Origin of the sequence: Rhodococcus sp. RCBS9 (genome assembly GCF_029457415.1) — a bacterium.
GTDB lineage: Bacteria > Actinomycetota > Actinomycetes > Mycobacteriales > Mycobacteriaceae > Rhodococcus_F > Rhodococcus_F qingshengii.
Genome location: NZ_CP120422.1, coordinates 4,921,998 through 4,939,619, shown reverse-complemented (window position 1 = coordinate 4,939,619; position 17,622 = coordinate 4,921,998). Strand labels below are relative to the sequence as shown.

At 62.9% G+C, this 17,622-nt stretch carries 16 protein-coding genes; 1 reads left to right on the top strand and 15 read right to left on the bottom strand.

Going from position 1 to position 17,622, the window contains the following annotated elements; genetic code table 11:
• Positions 1 to 7: 7 nt before the first annotated feature.
• Together P0M12_RS23145 and P0M12_RS23140 are read right to left on the bottom strand one after the other, a co-directional pair.
• Positions 8 to 1,417 carry a wax ester/triacylglycerol synthase family O-acyltransferase gene (locus P0M12_RS23145; protein WP_007731194.1) on the bottom strand — a complete coding sequence of 470 codons (1,410 nt, stop codon included), beginning with the start codon at positions 1,415 to 1,417 and terminating at the stop codon, positions 8 to 10.
• Complete coding sequence (locus P0M12_RS23140) at positions 1,411 to 1,836, bottom strand: HAD-IA family hydrolase (protein WP_003940859.1); 426 nt, start codon at positions 1,834 to 1,836, stop codon at positions 1,411 to 1,413. Before P0M12_RS23140 ends, P0M12_RS23145 begins: the two co-directional genes overlap by 7 nt.
• A gap of 130 nt (positions 1,837 to 1,966) precedes the next feature.
• Here P0M12_RS23140 and P0M12_RS23135 point away from each other — a divergent pair, with 130 nt between their 5' ends.
• Positions 1,967 to 2,485 (top strand): Rv3235 family protein, encoded by a 519-nt coding sequence (locus P0M12_RS23135; RefSeq protein ID WP_277376881.1) that lies wholly within the window; start codon positions 1,967 to 1,969, stop codon positions 2,483 to 2,485.
• A gap of 36 nt (positions 2,486 to 2,521) precedes the next feature.
• On the opposite strand, the gene secA is transcribed toward P0M12_RS23135, so the two are convergent.
• The 13 genes from secA to P0M12_RS23070 form a co-directional block, all read right to left on the bottom strand.
• On the bottom strand, positions 2,522 to 5,365 hold the full coding sequence (secA, locus tag P0M12_RS23130; RefSeq protein ID WP_050654900.1) for a preprotein translocase subunit SecA: 2,844 nt from the start codon (positions 5,363 to 5,365) through the stop codon (positions 2,522 to 2,524).
• A gap of 131 nt (positions 5,366 to 5,496) precedes the next feature.
• Positions 5,497 to 6,177, bottom strand: coding sequence for a ribosome-associated translation inhibitor RaiA (raiA, locus tag P0M12_RS23125; RefSeq protein ID WP_003940893.1), 681 nt, complete (start codon positions 6,175 to 6,177; stop codon positions 5,497 to 5,499).
• A 175-nt stretch (positions 6,178 to 6,352) separates the two neighbouring features.
• Positions 6,353 to 7,084 carry a ComF family protein gene (locus tag P0M12_RS23120; protein WP_003940811.1) on the bottom strand — a complete coding sequence of 244 codons (732 nt, stop codon included), beginning with the start codon at positions 7,082 to 7,084 and terminating at the stop codon, positions 6,353 to 6,355.
• 33 nt (positions 7,085 to 7,117) lie between these two features.
• Entirely contained in the window at positions 7,118 to 8,896 is a 1,779-nt protein-coding gene (gene lpqB, locus P0M12_RS23115; RefSeq protein ID WP_042450111.1) for an MtrAB system accessory lipoprotein LpqB, read from the bottom strand.
• Positions 8,893 to 10,632 carry an MtrAB system histidine kinase MtrB gene (mtrB, locus tag P0M12_RS23110; protein WP_064688948.1) on the bottom strand — a complete coding sequence of 580 codons (1,740 nt, stop codon included), beginning with the start codon at positions 10,630 to 10,632 and terminating at the stop codon, positions 8,893 to 8,895. The genes lpqB and mtrB overlap by 4 nt, the downstream gene beginning before the upstream one ends.
• Positions 10,629 to 11,306 carry an MtrAB system response regulator MtrA gene (gene mtrA, locus P0M12_RS23105; protein WP_003941013.1) on the bottom strand — a complete coding sequence of 226 codons (678 nt, stop codon included), beginning with the start codon at positions 11,304 to 11,306 and terminating at the stop codon, positions 10,629 to 10,631. Before mtrA ends, mtrB begins: the two co-directional genes overlap by 4 nt.
• Positions 11,307 to 11,422: 116 nt before the next feature.
• A complete protein-coding gene (locus P0M12_RS23100) occupies positions 11,423 to 12,064 on the bottom strand; it encodes a dTMP kinase (RefSeq protein WP_064112583.1) in 642 nt (213 codons plus the stop codon).
• A gap of 80 nt (positions 12,065 to 12,144) precedes the next feature.
• Positions 12,145 to 13,623, bottom strand: a complete 1,479-nt coding sequence (ahcY, locus tag P0M12_RS23095; RefSeq protein WP_003940766.1) for an adenosylhomocysteinase — start codon at positions 13,621 to 13,623, stop codon at positions 12,145 to 12,147.
• A 60-nt stretch (positions 13,624 to 13,683) separates the two neighbouring features.
• Positions 13,684 to 14,325, bottom strand: coding sequence for a TetR family transcriptional regulator (locus tag P0M12_RS23090; protein ID WP_063316632.1), 642 nt, complete (start codon positions 14,323 to 14,325; stop codon positions 13,684 to 13,686).
• 48 nt (positions 14,326 to 14,373) lie between these two features.
• Complete coding sequence (locus P0M12_RS23085) at positions 14,374 to 14,556, bottom strand: rubredoxin (RefSeq protein ID WP_003940894.1); 183 nt, start codon at positions 14,554 to 14,556, stop codon at positions 14,374 to 14,376.
• On the bottom strand, positions 14,553 to 14,738 hold the full coding sequence (locus P0M12_RS23080; RefSeq protein WP_003940827.1) for a rubredoxin: 186 nt from the start codon (positions 14,736 to 14,738) through the stop codon (positions 14,553 to 14,555). The genes P0M12_RS23085 and P0M12_RS23080 overlap by 4 nt, the downstream gene beginning before the upstream one ends.
• Positions 14,738 to 15,964 carry an alkane 1-monooxygenase gene (locus P0M12_RS23075; RefSeq protein WP_030535014.1) on the bottom strand — a complete coding sequence of 409 codons (1,227 nt, stop codon included), beginning with the start codon at positions 15,962 to 15,964 and terminating at the stop codon, positions 14,738 to 14,740. The genes P0M12_RS23080 and P0M12_RS23075 overlap by 1 nt, the downstream gene beginning before the upstream one ends.
• A 111-nt stretch (positions 15,965 to 16,075) precedes the next feature.
• A complete protein-coding gene (locus P0M12_RS23070) occupies positions 16,076 to 17,572 on the bottom strand; it encodes an amino acid permease (RefSeq protein ID WP_030535015.1) in 1,497 nt (498 codons plus the stop codon).
• Between the last annotated feature and the right edge of the window lie 50 nt (positions 17,573 to 17,622).

Below are 17,622 nucleotides of genomic sequence, written 5' to 3'. Positions count from 1 at the left end.
TCGTTCGTCACCGACTCGCATCCGTCAATTCCTCGAGTGACTCGAAGATCAGCGAACGAACGACGTCGACGTCCGACATCGCGTCACGGTCGGCATTCAAACCGTAGTAGACATTCCCGTCGTACGACGTCAGGGCGATGCTGAGTGTCTGATTCTTGAGTAGTGGCGACACGGGATACATCTCGAGCATCCGAGCCCCACCGAGGTAGAGCGGAAATTGCGGCCCTGGCGCATTGGTGATCATCAAGTTGAACATTCGCTGCGACAGACTGCTGGCCGCACGCGAGCTCATCGCATGCAGCGTCGCCGGCGCAAACCCGGACATTCGCACCATCGTCTGCGCGGTGACCCGCCGACCCTGACGCGCGAATGCCTCCGTCGCATGGGCCACGTGCGAGAGCCGAACCACCGCGTTGGGTTCACCGACAGGCAGGTCGATGAGGAACGAGGAAACATGTCCGGGCGCTTGCGGATCGTCGACGTCAGGACTCTCCGGGCCGTCGGTGTAGACCGACATGGGCACCATCGCTCGCACGATGGTCGCCTCGGTCACCGGTTCACCGCGCGAGAGCAACCAGTTCCGCATCGCCCCTGCGATGACGGTCAGAATCACGTCGTTGATCTCGCACCCGTACCGCGCGCGAATACGTCGATAGTCCTCCAGAGACGTCTTGGCCACCGCAAGGCGTCGATTGCGCGAAATGGTGGCGTTGAGCGGGCTCGACGGGGCTACCTGCGTCGCCGTTCGAACCACTTCCGCGAGTTTCCCGAGTGCACTCACAGCCTCGGTGACGGATGTGGTCACGTCGTTGAACGCTGCACGCGCCCGTGCGATCCCCTCCCCCGGGCTCGTCACGAGATCCGCCAGTGCACTGACCAACAAGCTGGTATCGCTCGGCGGCCTGGCGGGCATCCACAATTCTTCGGGGCCTGGCGCTCGATTCTTCTCCGGATCGAAGATCACCTGACTGATCTCTGGAGCCGCCTCGCCGTCCACCAACGACGAATGAGACTTCGTGAAGATGGCAAATCTGTTTCTGGTCAGCCCCTCGACCAGGTACATCTCCCACAACGGCCTCGTGCTGTCGAGTGGTCTCGACGTCAGCCGCGCGATCAGATCCATCAGCTGTTCGTCGGAACCTGGTTTGGGCAGAGCCGATCGGCGTACGTGATAGGTGATGTCGAAATCCGAGTCGTCCACCCATACCGGGCGGGCCAGACCGAACGCCACCTCACGCACTCGCTGGCGGTAACGCGGAACCGATCCGAGCCGCTCTTCGACCAGTCGAAGCAACTCCTCGTGATCGATCCCGTTTCGCAGTTGCCTGAAGATCCCCAACGAGCCGACATGCATCGGCGTCGTCCCGGCTTCGAGGAAGTAGAAAGCGGCATCCTGAGTCGTCAGTCTGTTCACCATGGCTTCGTGTCCCCTCCTTCGCCGAGATCGAACAGAATCGACAACTCCTCGATGGTCGATTCCGAGCCGACGTGATGGACCCCGACCATCCCGACGGCCACAGCCGCCCGGACGTTGATTTCGAGATCATCCACGAAAACGAAATCCTCCGGCTCGACGCCCAAACGACTCGCTGCCAACAGATAGATCTCGGCGTCGGGCTTCGCCATCTCGACATCACCGGACAAGATCACGTCGTCGACCAAGACCCCGTCGCCGAGATCCCGCAACCACTGAGCACTGGCGCCGCCGGGATCGTTGCTGACGATTCCCGTCACGATTCCGCGGGCCTTCACCGCGCGCACGACCGCGCTCAAGCCGTCGAGATCCGATCCCGGACCGAACAACACGCCACCGACATCCAACAGAAGTCCCCGCACGCCATCACCCTAAGTCGCGATGGTGATCACGGCGACATCTCGAGCGATTCGTGTCATGCTTCTCACCATCGCTCGGGGGAGCGAAGTCCGAGACAGCTGTCTCGGACGCAGGATCATCCGGGGGGATGTCATGGAGCAGGACTGCAAGATCGTTCTCGAGCCGGCGCCGCAATTCGAGCCTCACCCGCATACCGTCGTGCTGTCGCGGCCACAGTGCCGGCCAGACCGAACGCAGTGCCGAACAGACCGGATGCTGCGTCGCCCGCGAAAGACGCCACACAACGGAACGTCGCCCAGTACCGGGTTCACTCACGCTCCGGAACCGCGGCCGGTAGGTGCCGACATCTTCTGGAACCGATCACTACGTCTGGTTCTCGAAACCGTCGACCGACGACGAAATCCGCGGCAGCTCAAGGGCGTGTTGGCGCCGTCCGTCCTGGAAGTTGTTGCGCGACTTTACACTTCGGATTTCTCGGCCCGGAAGCTGGGCGGCGCGGCCGTTCACCGCACCCACGTTCAAGCAGTGTCGGAGAGTACCGCCGAAGTCTGTGCGACGTACACACGAGGCACGCAGACTTTTGCCGTCGCAGGCCGGATCGACCACACAGACGAAACAGGCTGGACGGTCACCGCACTACACGTGGTGTGACCGTCCAGCCTGCCGAGTACTGACTGCGCTAATACCTCAGCGCTTGCGCTTGGACTTCGGAGCTCGATTGCTCTTCGACTGCGTCCGTGCGGCTTCACGACGTTCGCGACGAGAGGCGGCACCGTCGCCGGTGTCGGCAGCCGAGTCACGTGTTGCCTTTGCCTTGCCGTCCTCGTCCGGGCCGGTGTACGTCAGACGCGACGGACCTTCGTCGTCAAGTCCCTTGGCGCGCAACGCCGTCGGGGCGGCAGTTCCGGCTGTCCTGGCCGCGGCTTCCTGCGTGGGGAGCGGCTTGGGCGCCGTGGCGGACGCCGCGGCGGCAGAGCCCGCGGTGACGGAAATTCCACTTGCGGGCTGCGCCGGAGCCGCCTCGACCTGCAGGTTGAAGAGGAATCCGACGGACTCTTCCTTCAATCCGTCGAGCATGCCGATGAACATGTCGTAACCCTCGCGCTGGTACTCGACCAGCGGATCGCGCTGGGCCATCGCACGCAGACCGATTCCCTCCTTGAGGTAATCCATCTCGTAGAGATGCTCACGCCACTTACGGTCCAGGACCGAGAGGAAGACACGACGCTCGAGTTCACGCATACCGTTTTCGCCGGCGATCGCATCGATCTCGGCTTCGCGCTTCTTGTACGCCGCGTGGGCGTCTTCGAGCAAAGCGGTTCGCAGGTCGTCACGGCTCAGGTCACTGTTGATGCCTGCGCCGTCCTCCCCGGCCAACGTCTTGTGATCGATGCCGACCGGGTACAGCGTCTTCAGCGCAGTCCACAGCTGCTCGAGATCCCAGTCCTCGACGTATCCCTCGGCGGTGGCACCGTCGACGTAGGCGGTGACCACGTCAGTGATCATCTGCTCGACCTGGCCTTCCATGTCCTCACCCTCGAGGATCTGGCGGCGCTCCTTGTAGATGACCGTTCGCTGCTGGTTCATGACCTCGTCGTACTTGAGGACATTCTTGCGAATTTCGAAGTTCTGCTGCTCCACCTGGGTCTGAGCGCTCTTGATGGCCTTCGAGACCATTTTGGCTTCGATCGGGACGTCGTCGGGCAGGTTCAGGCGCGTCATGATCGACTCGAGTGCCGAACCGTTGAAACGGCGCATGAGCTCGTCACCGAGCGAGAGGTAGAACCGCGATTCGCCGGGATCACCCTGACGTCCGGAACGACCACGCAACTGGTTGTCGATTCGGCGCGATTCGTGACGCTCGGTGCCCAGGACGTACAGGCCACCGGCATCGCGGACCTTCTCGGCGTCTGCCTTGACCTCAGCCTTGACCTCGTCCAGGACTGCGTCCCAGGCTGCTTCGTACTCGTCCGGCGTCGTGACCGGGTCGAGCCCCTTCTTGCGCAGCGCGATGTCCGCGATGATGTCCGGGTTACCACCGAGCACGACGTCGGTACCGCGGCCGGCCATGTTGGTCGCGACGGTGACCGCGCCGGAGCGACCGGCCTCGGCGATGATGGTCGCTTCCTTCTCGTGGAACTTGGCGTTGAGGACGTTGTGGGCAACGCCGCGCTTGGTGAACTGCTTGGACAGGTACTCCGAGCGCTCGACGCTGGTGGTACCGATCAGGACGGGCTGGCCGTTCTCGTGGCGCTCGACGACGTCGTCGACCACCGCGTCGAACTTGGCTTCCTCGGTCTTGTAGATGAGGTCGCCGTTGTCGACTCGGACCATCGGACGGTTGGTCGGGATCGGGATCACACCGAGCGTGTAAGTCTGGTGAAGCTCGGCAGCTTCCGTCTCGGCGGTACCCGTCATGCCCGACAACTTGTCGTACAGACGGAAGTAGTTCTGCAGGGTGATGGTGGCAAGGGTCTGGTTCTCCGCCTTGATCTCCACCTTCTCCTTGGCCTCGATCGCCTGGTGCATGCCCTCGTTGTAGCGGCGGCCGACCAGCACGCGGCCGGTGAACTCGTCGACGATGATGACCTCACCGTCGCGGACGATGTAGTCCTTGTCCTTGGTGTAGAGCTCCTTGGCCTTGATCGCGTTGTTCAAGTAGCTCACCAGCGGCGAATTCGCGGCTTCGTACAGGTTGTCGATACCGAGCTGGTCCTCGACCAGTTCGACGCCCGCCTCGTGCACACCGATGGTGCGCTTGCGGATGTCGACCTCGTAGTGAACGTCCTTCTTGAGCAGCGGCGCGATGCGCGCGAACTCGCTGTACCACTTGCTGGAGCCGTCGGCCGGGCCCGAGATGATGAGGGGGGTTCGGGCTTCGTCGATGAGGATCGAGTCGACCTCGTCCACGATGGCAAACGCATGGCCACGCTGGACCAGGTCGTCCAACGAATGCGTCATGTTGTCGCGCAGGTAGTCGAAGCCGAACTCGTTGTTGGTGCCGTACGTGATGTCGGCTGCGTAGGCGACGCGGCGCTCGGCCGGCGTCATGCCCGAGAGAATCACACTGGTCTCGAGGCCGAGGGCGCGGTGAACGCGGCCCATCCACTCGGAGTCGCGCTTGGCAAGGTAGTCGTTGGTGGTGACCACGTGGACGCCGTCACCCGCGATCGCGTTGAGATAAGCCGGAAGAACCGACGTCAGAGTCTTGCCCTCACCGGTCTTCATCTCGGCGACGTTGCCGAAATGCAGGGCCGCGCCACCCATGATCTGCACGTGGAAGTGCTTCTGATTGATCACGCGCCACGACGTCTCACGGGCCACGGAGAAAGCCTCGGGCAGCAACTCGTCGAGAGTTTCCCCGGCGGCATAGCGCTCACGGAACTCGGTGGTCTTGGCTTTGAGTTGCTCGTCTGTCAGGCCTTCGACATCGGGCGACAGAGATTCCACATGCTCGGCGATGTGCTTGAGCCGCTTGACCATGCGACCTTCACCAACACGGAGCAGCTTCGATAGCGACAGCGACGGCACAGTCTTCTTCGTCCTCAATCTTCGGCGACAGGGGGTCACACACTGAAAATCCGGCCGGGGTCCGAAAACTCCGGCCGGATTCCATGGTAGGCGCTACCGGCGGCGAGCGAGCAAACCCACCACCGATTGGGTCATGTCAGGCGGATCAATCCGTAGTCGAAAGCGTGACGACGGTAGACGACGGACGGCTTGTCCGACTCCTTGTCATGGAAGAGAAAGAAGTCGTGTCCGACCAGTTCCATCTCGTAGAGAGCGTCGTCGATGGTCATCGGCTCGGCCGGGTGATCCTTCGTGCGGACCACGCGTCCCGGGCCGTCGTACTCGTCCGGCTCTTGACCGTTCAGCGAAATGTCCGGTGTGACTCCGAGTGAGTCTGCGTCGACGAGGGAGGCGGTTGCCTCCGCGACGGACACCGGTCGCTTGTCGCCGTAATGGACCTTCTTGCGGTCCTTGGTTCGACGGAGGCGACTCTCGAGCTTGTCGATCACCGATTCGAAGGCGGCGTAGAAGCTGTCTGCGGACGCTTCGGCTCGGGCCACCGGGCCTTTACCTCGAGCGGTGATCTCGACGCGCTGGCAACTCTTGGCCTGTCGTCGGTTGCGTTCATGTTGCAGTTCCACGTCGAAGTGGAATATGGAGGGGTCGAAGTGTTCGAGTCGCGCCAGCTTTTCCGAAACGTAGATTCGGAAGTGATCGGGGATCTCGACATTTCGTCCCTTGACTACGACGTCGGATCTCGGAGCTGCGGCATTCTCGGAACGCTCGATGGTGGCGTCCTCGATGAAAAACGAGGCTTGCGAAGGGGTCGTCACTCGTACCTCCCAATTACGGCCCCGCCCCACGGTGGGCGGCGGCAAATTCTGCAAGTACCGAGAGGGGATCCGCCCGGCACCAGTATCGAAGTACCACCTCCTACCAGTATTTTCGGGTGTGCCGCCGACGCTAGTACGTAACGCGCGCGAGTGCCACTGTTCCAACGAAATTCATCTAAGCCCCTGCAAGGACAAGCACGAGAGTTGTCCGAATCCCACTGAGCGAGAGGGCCCGAACCGACTCTGCCGCAGTCGCTCCCGTGGTGAGGACGTCGTCGAGCAGGACGATGTCACTGTCCCCGGCAATCGAAGAGATCGCAGTGGTGTCGAGAGACACATGACCGTTCACGTTGGTCACCCGGTCGGCCGCGGACAGTCCCACCGAGTCACGTACACCTCGCGTCATCCGGAGAATCGGACAGACACGTACCGGACGACCCGCGACAGAACCAATTTCCCGCTTTCCGCGCATACTTTCGGCTATCCGGCGAACCGGATCACCCCCGCGAGATCGCGCCGCTCGGGCGCGCGTGGGAGCCGGCACCAGCACGATCGGCGGACGACCCCCGCTGCCGAGCTCGCCCCACCGTTCCAGAGTGGCCAACGCGTCGGCCACAGCGATCCCCAGAGGCATCGCGAGGTCCCGACGACCCCGTTCCTTCATCTCGATCACACTGCGCCGCCTGGGGCCGTCGTAGCGGCCGAGTGCCCAGACGGGCACGCCCGGATCCACGCGCGGACTCAGTTGAAGCGGATGATCGCGCAGCAGTTCCGCGCACTCACCGCACCACAGAGTCCCCGAGCGGCCGCACCCACCACACTCGCGTGGCAACAGCAGGTCGAGCAGACCGGCACCGAATTTCTTGTCCCCCATGGCCGAATCATGAACCTGAGCACCGACATGCATCGGAGCGCAGACATTCACCAGAGCGCAGAGGCGTCAGCCAGGCAGAACCGGAATCGCCTTCTGTCCGGTCAGCACGGTCACCTCACGCCAGCGGCGATCCCCGGCGGGGTCGTTGTTGTTCAGTTGGAACACCGCACGCGCGTCGGCGACGTACTCGGTGGTCGGCGACGCATCCACGGAGGTAACGGGAGCGGTCAGGTTTCCACTCGGCAGCGCGTCCATTCGTGAGCCGTCGATCGCGACCTGGACGACCGGTATGTCGGCTCCACTGCGCGCGATCACGATGGTGTCGCTGTTGCTCCAGTCGAGTGAGAGCGCGGTACTGCCCAAGCCGGAGGCCACTGCGCGTGGACTCGTCAGGGCATAGACCCCGCTGGCGGTGCGCACGACCACAGCCAGGTAGACCTTGCCGTCGATGATCATCGCCGCTCGTACGCCGTCCCGCGACAGACGCAGTTCCGAGATCGTCGAACCGACCGACGTCAGGGCCCCGACATCGACGTTGGTGACCGACACCCGGCCAGTGCCTGGTTCACGGACGACCCGAACGACGGTATTGCCGTTCACAGCCGTCCAGACCGCGTTGTTGTCCAACTCCCACGAAGGCCTGGTGATGGCGCTGCCTTCGAGTACCGGAACGGACCCTTCGCCGTATGTCCCGAGCGACAAGTCGAATCTTGTGCCGGGATCCGGCCGAGCGGTGTCCGCGACGGCTGCCACCAACTTGCCGTCCCGTGAGAGAGCAGCCGCCGTGAGGTTGCCCGCATTGCCCGCGAAACCGGGCACCGGAGTCGCCTCTTGCTCGGTGACACTCACCAGTGAACCGTTGCGCAGTGCGTGCAGTCCGACGGTTGCACTCGTGGTGGCCAGTGGGTTGGTGGATGCGACGTCGGCGGTGGTCCAGCCGTCGGCATGAGCCGCGTCCAGCGGTTCGCCGTCGATCTCCAGAACGTACGGCCCTGCCACATCGGCGTTGGCGAGCGTCCAAATGACCTGTGCTGCAAACAAACCGCGAGTAGCAGCATCCATCGGGTTGTCAAGGCGGAAGTTGATGCGCACACCACCGAGACCGACTCCGACCTGCCCCGGCTTACCGTCGGCCTTGGTGATCGGACCGATCACCGACACGCCATTGCCCAGTTCGTTTCGCACAGCCGGCGCCAGCGCTGCCTTCGGTCCGTCGATCATCAGACCGATCAGCTGAGCCGCCACCTGGTCCTGCCCGCCGGAGATCCAGCGAAGATCGGGGACGACCGTCTGGCTGGTGGGGTCGAGGAAGAACAACGACTTCCGCTGGTAAGCGCCGAGGAACTGCGGACGCTCCATGATCACGCCGGGAGGCAGATCACTGATCCGCCATTCGCCGTCGGTCAACGCCAGGGTCATCCTCGCTTCGAAGCTGCCCTCTTCGGGAACGTACAGTCCTCCCGGGTCGAGGCGACCGACCTTGTTCACACGAATCGTGTAGACGGCTTCGGTGCTGGTTCGAGAAACCGAGAGCACATCGACCTTGTCGACGATGACAGCACTTGCCGCGTCGTCCCAACGCGCCGAAGCGTCCTTGGTCAGGTACTGACGGGCTGCGGCGTGCCGGTTGGACGGATCGGTACTCGCCTTTACGAAGTCACGTACCAGCAGGTCCGGCTCTCGCCCCGATGCCGGTGATTCGACGGAGGTTCCGGGCACGGCTGTCGCCAGAGTTCCGATTGCCTGTGGCGACGAGGACTCCGGCAAACTCGCGCATGCACCGGTCAGCAACAGAACGCTCAGGGTTGTTGCGAGAAGTCCCAGACGACGGCGGGTTCCGATCATGATCGATCCCCACCGTTGGACTCGTTCCGTGAGTCAGTTTCGCGCGGAGTCGGCAAGGACGATGTGACCTCGCCGACGGTATCGGCGACGATGTCGGCTTCGCTCGGCGCGCGGACGAATTTGGTGGTCGTCGGCTTGAGTGGCAGCGGACTCGACACGACTTTCTTGCCACGGGTGCGCGAGAGCGTCAGCCGGAAGCAGGCTCCGACTCCCGGTTCGCCCCAGGCCTCGAGCTTGCCGTCGTGCAGATTCGCGTCCTCGACACTGATTGCGAGGCCGAGTCCGGTGCCACCACTGCGGCGCACACGGGACGGGTCCGATCGCCAGAACCGGTTGAAGACCAACTTCTCCTCGCCCGGACGCAACCCGACGCCACTGTCGCGGACGATGAAGGCGAGGGCATTGTCGTCGGCGCGAAGGCGAAGCAGAATCGGCTTCCCCTCACCGTGGTCGATGGCGTTGGCAAGGAGATTTCGCAGAATGCGTTCGACGCGGCGCGGATCGACATCTGCCATGACCGGCTCGTCGGGCATGTCCACGATCAGTTCGGTGCCGGATTCGCGGGCGAGATGGCGAACCGTGGAAACGGCCGCTCGCGCACACATACGGACGTCGAGTTGTTCGGACGCAAGTTCCGCGACACCGGCGTCGTGGCGGGAGATCTCGAGGAGGTCCGCCAGAAGCCCTTCGAACCTGTCCAGTTCGGCGACAAGCAGTTCCGACGACCGACGCAGCATGGGGTCGAGGTTCTCGCTGCCGTCGTAGATCAAGTCGGCTGCCATCCGGACCGTGGTCAGTGGTGTGCGCAGTTCATGGCTGACATCGGAGGTGAAGCGTTTCTGGAGGCTGCCGAACTCCTCCAGCTGGGTGATCTGTTTGGACAGACTCTCGGCCATCTCGTTGAAGGACATGGCCAGGCGCGCCATGTCGTCCTCGCCGCGGACCGGCATTCGTTCCTTGAGTCGGCCGTCTGCGAAACGCACCGCGATTCGCGAGGCCGATCGGATGGGAAGCACGACCTGTCTGGCAACCAACAGCGAAATCGCCGCCAAGAGCACCAGCAACACGGCTCCACCGATCAGCAGGGTGCTTCGAACAAGAGACAGACTTCGGTCTTCGCTGGCGAGCGGGAAGATCAGATACAGCTCGAGTCCCGATATCGACGACGCGGTGGGACTACCGATGATCAGCGCGGGTCCGGAGTAACCGTTCGGGTTGGACACCGTCGCGAATTGGTAACTGATCTGGCCGCGTTTGACGAACTCGCGAAGGTTGTCGGGGATCTGATCGACCGGTCCCGAACTAGTCGGCTGGCGCGGCCCGTCCCCTGGCACGATGAGCACCGGGTCGAAGGTGCCGGCCGAACCGGAGGCCTGGCCCGAGGTCTGGTTTCGACGGCTCGTCAGTCCGGATGCAGCGCTTTCCAATTGAACGTTGAGCGCCGTCGAATCGTCGACGCCCGCGAGTTGGTCTTCGACGATGCCGCGGGCTCGGTCCATTTCCTCGGTCGCCGCGGTGATCTTCGTTTCCAACAGCCGATCGGTGATCTGGCTGGTCAGCACGACACCGAGAATGACGATGACGATCAAGGACAACGTCAAAGTCGAGACGACCACTCGCAATTGGAGCGAGCGTCGCCACGTGTGCGCGAGGGTGTTGCTCATCGAGTGACACCACCGCAGAAATGGCGTCAGCCGTCGGTTGAGACGACGACGCCACCTGGAAACTCCGCTCACGGCGGTCCGGCCTTGTAGCCGACCCCCCTGACCGTCAGAACCACTTCGGGATTCTCGGGATCAGTTTCGACCTTGGCGCGCAAACGCTGAACGTGCACGTTCACCAGGCGGGTGTCGGCGGCGTGGCGGTATCCCCACACCTGCTCGAGGAGGACTTCACGGGTGAACACCTGGCGCGGCTTGCGCGCCAATGCGACCAGCAGGTCGAATTCGAGTGGTGTGAGCGAGATCTGCTCGCTGCCGCGGCTGACCTTGTGTGCCGGAACGTCGATCACGATGTCGGCGATGCTCAGCAGCTCGGCCGGCTCCTCTTCCGTACGGCGCAGGCGAGCACGCACCCGCGCCACCAGCTCCTTCGGCTTGAACGGCTTCATGATGTAGTCGTCCGCACCGGATTCGAGGCCGAGCACGACGTCGACGGTGTCGGTCTTGGCCGTCAACATCACGATGGGCACGCCGGAATCCGCACGCAGAACCCGGCATACGTCGATCCCGTTCATTCCGGGAAGCATGAGATCGAGCAGGACGAGGTCGGGCCGGGTCTCACGCACTGCCGCGAGCGCCAGGGTTCCGTCGCCTACCACGTAGGGATCGAAACCCTCACCACGCAGCACGATCGTGAGCATCTCGGCGAGTGCCGTGTCGTCGTCGACAACCAGAATCCTTGGTTTCATATCCCTATCGTTGCATCTCGGAGCGATGAATCAGACCGTTACGAGGCCGTGCGGCGTGCCGCGTCTTTCCCTCTACTGTGCCGGAAAGTTCGAATCCCGGCCGCAAGGGTGACCGATCACGCGAAATCCGCGAGCCTGCGCGCCAGTTCGGCCGGGTCCGTCTCCGGCCCCACGATCCACCAGGGCGAGACCCAGTCCGTCGCTGCCAACTGCTTGTAAAGCTCACCGGTTCTGGCCTGCAGGCCGCCGTCGCGCTCGTAGGCGTCGAGCTGACGCGACGCGTCCTCGGCCTCACGCGAGCGGGCACGCTGCTCGGCCAGAGCTACCGGCACGTCGAGGTACAACTGCAGATCGGGAGCGGGAAGAGCGAGTCGACCCAACTCCAATTCACGGACCCAGGCGACCATCTCGCCGTCCACGCCCTGATGCGCGCGCGCCGCGTTGTAGGCGGCGTTGGACGCCACGTAGCGGTCGAGGAGAACAATGTCGTTGGCGGACAACAGGTCCGAGATCCGATCCGCCGCACCCGCGCGGTCCAGGGCGAACAGGACTGCCATCGCGTTCACGGATTCAGCCAGGTCTCCGTGCGATCCTTTGAGTGCCTCGGCAGCAAGATCTGCGTGGATCGACTTCCCGTACCGCGGAAAATCCAGAGTCGCGATCGACGTGCCGCCGCGGCGGAGTTCGCTCTCCACTTTGCCGATCAACGTTCGCTTTCCAGCGCCGTCGAGGCCTTCCAATGCCACCAGTGTTCCCACGGCGGACAAGCCTATCCCCCGGCCTGCTTGCGCAGACCGGGGGACGGCGGACGCTACATCCTCAGCGACGAATCACCGGGTCAGTAGCGGTAGTGCTCGGGCTTGTACGGGCCTTCGACGTCGACGCCGATGTACTCTGCCTGATCCTTCGTGAGCTTGGTCAGCGTGCCACCGAGTGCCTCGACGTGGATCTTGGCGACCTTCTCGTCGAGGTGCTTCGGGAGGCGGTAGACCTCGTTGTCGTACTCGTCCGGCTTCGTCCACAGTTCGATCTGCGCGATGACCTGGTTGGAGAAGCTGTTGCTCATCACGAACGACGGGTGGCCCGTCGCGTTGCCGAGGTTGAGCAGGCGGCCTTCGGACAGCACGATGATCGAGTGGCCGTCGGCGAACGTGAACTCGTCGACCTGCGGCTTGATGTTGATCCGCGTGACGTCGCCGGACTTCTCGAGGCCGGCCATGTCGATCTCGTTGTCGAAGTGACCGATGTTGCCCAGGATGGCCTGATGCTTCATGGCCTTCATGTGCTCGAACGTGATGATGTCCTTGTTACCGGTGGACGTGATCACGATGTCGGCCCAGCCGATGGCCTGCTCGACTGTCTTGACCTCGAAGCCGTCCATGAGCGCCTGCAGGGCGTTGATGGGGTCGACCTCGGTGACCGCGACGCGAGCGCCCTGGCCGCGAAGTGCCTCGGCACAACCCTTGCCGACGTCTCCGTAACCGCAGACCAGCGCAGCCTTGCCGCCGATCAGAACGTCGGTGCCGCGGTTGATGCCGTCGAGCAGCGAGTGGCGCGTGCCGTACTTGTTGTCGAACTTGCTCTTGGTGACCGAGTCGTTGACGTTGATAGCGGGGAACGTGAGTTCACCGGCAGCGGCAACCTGGTACAGGCGCAGAACGCCCGTGGTGGTCTCCTCGGTGACGCCCTGGACGGACTCGGCGATTGCCGTCCACTTGCCCTTGTCGGACTCGAGGGACTGACGCAGAAGTGCAAGGAAGACCTTGTACTCGTCGGAATCCTGGTCGTCGTCCGTCGGCGGGACGACGCCGGCCTTCTCGAACTGTGCGCCCTTGAGCACCAGCATGGTGGCGTCGCCGCCATCGTCGAGAATCATGTTGGCAGGCTCACCCGGCCAGGTCAGCATCTGCTCGGCTGCCCACCAGTACTCTTCGAGGGTTTCACCCTTCCAGGCGAAAACCGGAACGCCCTTGGGCTCTTCCGGGGTGCCGTGCGGACCGACGACGATGGCGGCGGCAGCGTGATCCTGCGTGGAGAAGATGTTGCATGAAGCCCAGCGGACCTCGGCGCCGAGCGCGGTCAGCGTCTCGATCAGCACCGCGGTCTGAATGGTCATGTGCAGCGAGCCGGAAACGCGAGCGCCCTTGAGCGGCAACACCTCTGCGTATTCGCGACGAAGCGCCATGAGGCCGGGCATCTCGTGCTCTGCCAGACGGATTTCCTTGCGACCGAACTCCGCGAGCGAAAGATCTGCAACTTTGAAGTCGATGCCGTTACGGCTCTCGGCCACGGGCGTTGTTGAAACTGAGGTCGTCATCTGCCTCTCCTGGTTGACGTGCATACTCTGCACAAGCCTATCGGTGTACCAGGCTATCGGTTAGACGCCCTCTCCCGCCCGCCCCTCTACTGCGCGGCCCTCGCGCGCCACGTCGATGAACGGCCCGAGCAGTATGCCCAGATCCTCCGCCACCGAAGCCTCGGACTCCGGCGGCATCGAAATGTAGCTCAGCCCGAGACGCGCAATCGCCCTGGCCAGAATTCCGGCGTCGGCGGGTGACGCCTGAATCCACCCTCGCTGGAAACTCTCCGCAAGCCGCGACGACGCGCGCTCGATGATGACCGCACTGTCGGTGGTGATCAGGCGAAGCAGGTCCGGCTTGGCCTCACCGGTGAGCAGAGAGATCACCAACGGGTCGGTTGCACTGGAGGCGAAAAACGATCCGAAACCCGCCGTCAATGCCTCGACTGCACGTCCGTCGTTCGCCACCATGGCCTCGTCCACCGCGTCGACGAAGCGGTCAGCAAGGCGAAGCGCGTACGCCTCGGCAAGCCCTTGCCTCGAGCCGAACTCGTTGTAGAGCGTCTGACGACTCACACCGGCATGCTTGGCCAGAACCGTCAGCGTCACCTCGGACCAGTCGCGCTCGGTCAACAACTCACGCATCGAATCGAGCACCGACGTACGCAGCAGCAGGCGCGACGCTTCTTTCTGCGGCAGACGAGTGGGCGTCGAAGTCATGGTGACGACACTACCGCCGCACCTAGGTCCGTTCGACGCCGACGCATCTCACCGTCGTTCGACCTCAACCATGAAGAAGTCGCTCTTCGCCGCCCCGCAGTCCGGGCAACTCCAGTCTTCGGGAATGTCGTCCCAGCGAGTGCCCGGTTCGATACCGTCCTCCGGCCAGCCGACTGCCTCGTCGTACTCGAAGCCGCATTGCGCGCACTGATACAGCTTGTAGTCGTTCATGATTCACTCCCCGCCGTTGCCGGCATCGGCTCGAAGTCCAGCTTTTCCCTCACGCCGCAGTCCGGACAGCACCAGTCGTCCGGCACGGCATCCCACGGCGTGCCCGCCGGAAACCCTTCTCGTGGTGCACCCTTCGATTCGTCGTAGACGTATTCACACACCGGGCATCGATAGCTGCTCATCACGCTGCTCCGTACCGAGCAAGGATGCGATCACGCTTGGACGGCTGAACGTTGACGCGGGTGATGTCGCCGCCGTAGTGCGCAAGGACTTTGGGATCCATCACTTTTCGCCACAGCGGTGGAACGTAGGCGAGGATGATCATGCTCGCGTACCCACTGGGCAGGTTGGGCGCACCGTCCATGCTTCGAAGCGTCTGATAACGACGCGTCGGGTTCGCGTGATGATCGCTGTGACGCTGGAGGTGATACAGGAAGATGTTGGTGCAGATGTGATCACTGTTCCAACTGTGCTCCGGTGCTGCACGCTCGTACCGCCCGCTGTCCAGACGACGACGCTTCAGTCCGTAATGTTCGAGGTAGTTGACGGTTTCGAGCAGACAGAATCCGAACACGGCCTGCAGCACCAGGAACGGCAGTACCGAGAGGCCGAAGACGGCGACGAGGACACCGAACAGTACGACGGACATCAACCACGAATGCAGGACGTCGTTGCGAATTGTCCACGGCTTCTTACCCAGTCGATCGAGTCTGGCCTTTTCCAGGGACCACGACGAGCGCAGAGATCCCCACACACTGCGCGGCAGGAAGGTCCAGAAGCTCTCACCGAAGCGAGACGACGCCGGATCCTCGGGCGTGGCGACGCGCACGTGGTGTCCACGATTGTGCTCGATGTAGAAGTGGCCGTAAAACGACTGCGCCAGAGTGATCTTCGACAACCAGCGTTCGAGATCGTCCTTCTTGTGACCGAGCTCGTGTGCGGTGTTGATCCCGATTCCTGCGACACAACCGATACTGATCGCCAGACCGATCTTGGAGATCAGCCCAAGTCCCCCGTCGATTCCGAGCCAGGACAGATCGGTCGCCGACCAGAGGTAGCAGGCCAGGACCAGGCTGACCAACTGGAACGGTATGTAGATGTAGGTGCAATACCGGTAGTACTTGTCGTTCTCGAGGCGCTCCATCACTTCGTCCGGCGGATTCTCGCCGTCCGGGCCGAAGAAGATGTCGAGGATCGGGAGCAGGATGTAGACGAGAAGCGGCCCGATCCACCACCACACCGGCGAGACCGCATTCCATCCGAGACTGTTGAACAACGCGACCAATCCGACGGCGATGAAGACCGCCGTCGGCGGCACGAGGCCGAGCAGCCAGAGGTATCTCTTCTTGTCACGCCACTGCTCGGGCGGGAGCGTCTGGCCGGATTGCGAGTCCACGTGCGTCGACACGGTCTACCTCCTCGATTCGGACCGACCCGAAAACTGTGAGTCAGTTCACTATGAGGTAGACAGTACTACTGATTTTGTACAAGTGATAGACAAATCATAAACTTTGTACATCTACTCGATTTCGCCGCGTTCACGCTTCCCGATCATCGAATGCTGCCTGCTGTAGGCAAAATAGATGACAACGCCGAGGGCCATCCAGACCACGAACCTCATCCAGGTCTCCACCGACAGGTTGAACATCAGCCACAGACACGCGAGGACGGCCAGAATCGGGACCAGCGGGACCAGCGGCACCCTGAATCCGCGAGGTAGGTCGGGACGCGTCCGACGGAGCACGAGAACCCCGATCGAGACGAGAACAAAAGCGAACAGTGTGCCGATGTTGACCATTTCCTCGAGGGTGCCGATCGGAAAAACGCCGGCGAGCACCGCGACCACGACGCCGACCAAGATCGTGATCCGCACAGGGGTTCCGTGCTTGCCGGTCGGTGCCAGGCGTCGTGGCATCAGACCGTCGCGTGCCATCGCGAAGAGCACCCTGGTCTGCCCGAGCATCAGCACCATCACCACTGTCGTGAGACCGGCCAAAGCGCCGAACGAGATGACGTTTTTCGCCCACGTGATGTCGTGGAAAGCGAATGCCGTTGCCAGGTTGGAGGTATCGCCCTCGAGCTCGGTGTATTTCACCATCCCCGTCAGCACCAGTGTCACCGCCACGTACAGAACCGTGACGATCAGGAGAGAACCCAGGATGCCGCGTGGCAGCGCCTTCTGCGGCTCCTTCGCCTCCTCCGCCGTCGTGGCGACGACGTCGAAGCCGATGAACGCGAAGAACACCAGACTGGCTGCCGCGAGCAATCCGTACCACCCGAACGTGCTGCCACCGGCCCCGGTCACGTACGAGAACAACGACTGGTGGATGCCCTCTCCCGTCGAGCCCGGCTCCGACGGCGGAATGTACGGCGAGTAGTTGTCGGTGTCGATGTAGAACAGACCGACGATGATCACCAGCAACACCACCGCGACCTTGATCGCCGTGATCACCAGTGACACCCTCGACGAGAGTTTTGTGCCGGTCGCGAGCAGGATCGTGATGACAGCGATCACCAGCACCGCACCCCAGTCGAAGGATATCGGCCCCAACTCGACGATCGGGCTGCGTGAGCCCATCACTTCGCCGAGGTACAGCGACCAGCCTTTGGCGACCACCGAAGACGCCAAGGCGAATTCGAGGATGAGATCCCAGCCGATGATCCAGGCGACGAATTCGCCGAACGTCGCGTACGAGAACGTGTACGCGCTACCGGCAACCGGGACCGTCGACGCGAATTCGGCGTAACACAGCGCTGCCAGTCCGCAGGCGATGGCGGCAATGACGAACGCGAGCGAGACCGACGGCCCGGCGACATTTCCCGCCGTCCGAGCCGTGAGTGTGAAGATGCCCGCACCGATGACGACTGCGACACCGAACACCGTGAGATCCCACGAGTTCAGTTCTTTCCGGAGTTTGGTTTCCGGCTCGTCGGTGTCCTTGATGGACTGCTCGATCGATTTGGTTCGAAACAGCTTCGACCGTCCAGATCCGGCCTGCTCGTCCTTGACAGCCATTGCCGCCTCCTTGCTGGGGACCAGCAGGTCCCACCATGGGCAAGTAGAGA

Coding starts and splice junctions, on each gene's coding strand:
- P0M12_RS23145 (WP_007731194.1), bottom strand. CDS start 1,417: ATGGTGAACAGACTGACGACTCAGGATGCCGCTTTCTACTTCCTCGAA.
- lpqB (WP_042450111.1), bottom strand. CDS start 8,896: ATGATCGGAACCCGCCGTCGTCTGGGACTTCTCGCAACAACCCTGAGC.
- P0M12_RS23120 (WP_003940811.1), bottom strand. CDS start 7,084: ATGCATGTCGGTGCTCAGGTTCATGATTCGGCCATGGGGGACAAGAAA.
- P0M12_RS23070 (WP_030535015.1), bottom strand. CDS start 17,572: ATGGCTGTCAAGGACGAGCAGGCCGGATCTGGACGGTCGAAGCTGTTT.
- P0M12_RS23085 (WP_003940894.1), bottom strand. CDS start 14,556: ATGAACGACTACAAGCTGTATCAGTGCGCGCAATGCGGCTTCGAGTAC.
- ahcY (WP_003940766.1), bottom strand. CDS start 13,623: ATGACGACCTCAGTTTCAACAACGCCCGTGGCCGAGAGCCGTAACGGC.
- P0M12_RS23080 (WP_003940827.1), bottom strand. CDS start 14,738: ATGAGCAGCTATCGATGCCCGGTGTGTGAATACGTCTACGACGAATCG.
- mtrA (WP_003941013.1), bottom strand. CDS start 11,306: ATGAAACCAAGGATTCTGGTTGTCGACGACGACACGGCACTCGCCGAG.
- P0M12_RS23090 (WP_063316632.1), bottom strand. CDS start 14,325: ATGACTTCGACGCCCACTCGTCTGCCGCAGAAAGAAGCGTCGCGCCTG.
- P0M12_RS23135 (WP_277376881.1), top strand. CDS start 1,967: ATGGAGCAGGACTGCAAGATCGTTCTCGAGCCGGCGCCGCAATTCGAG.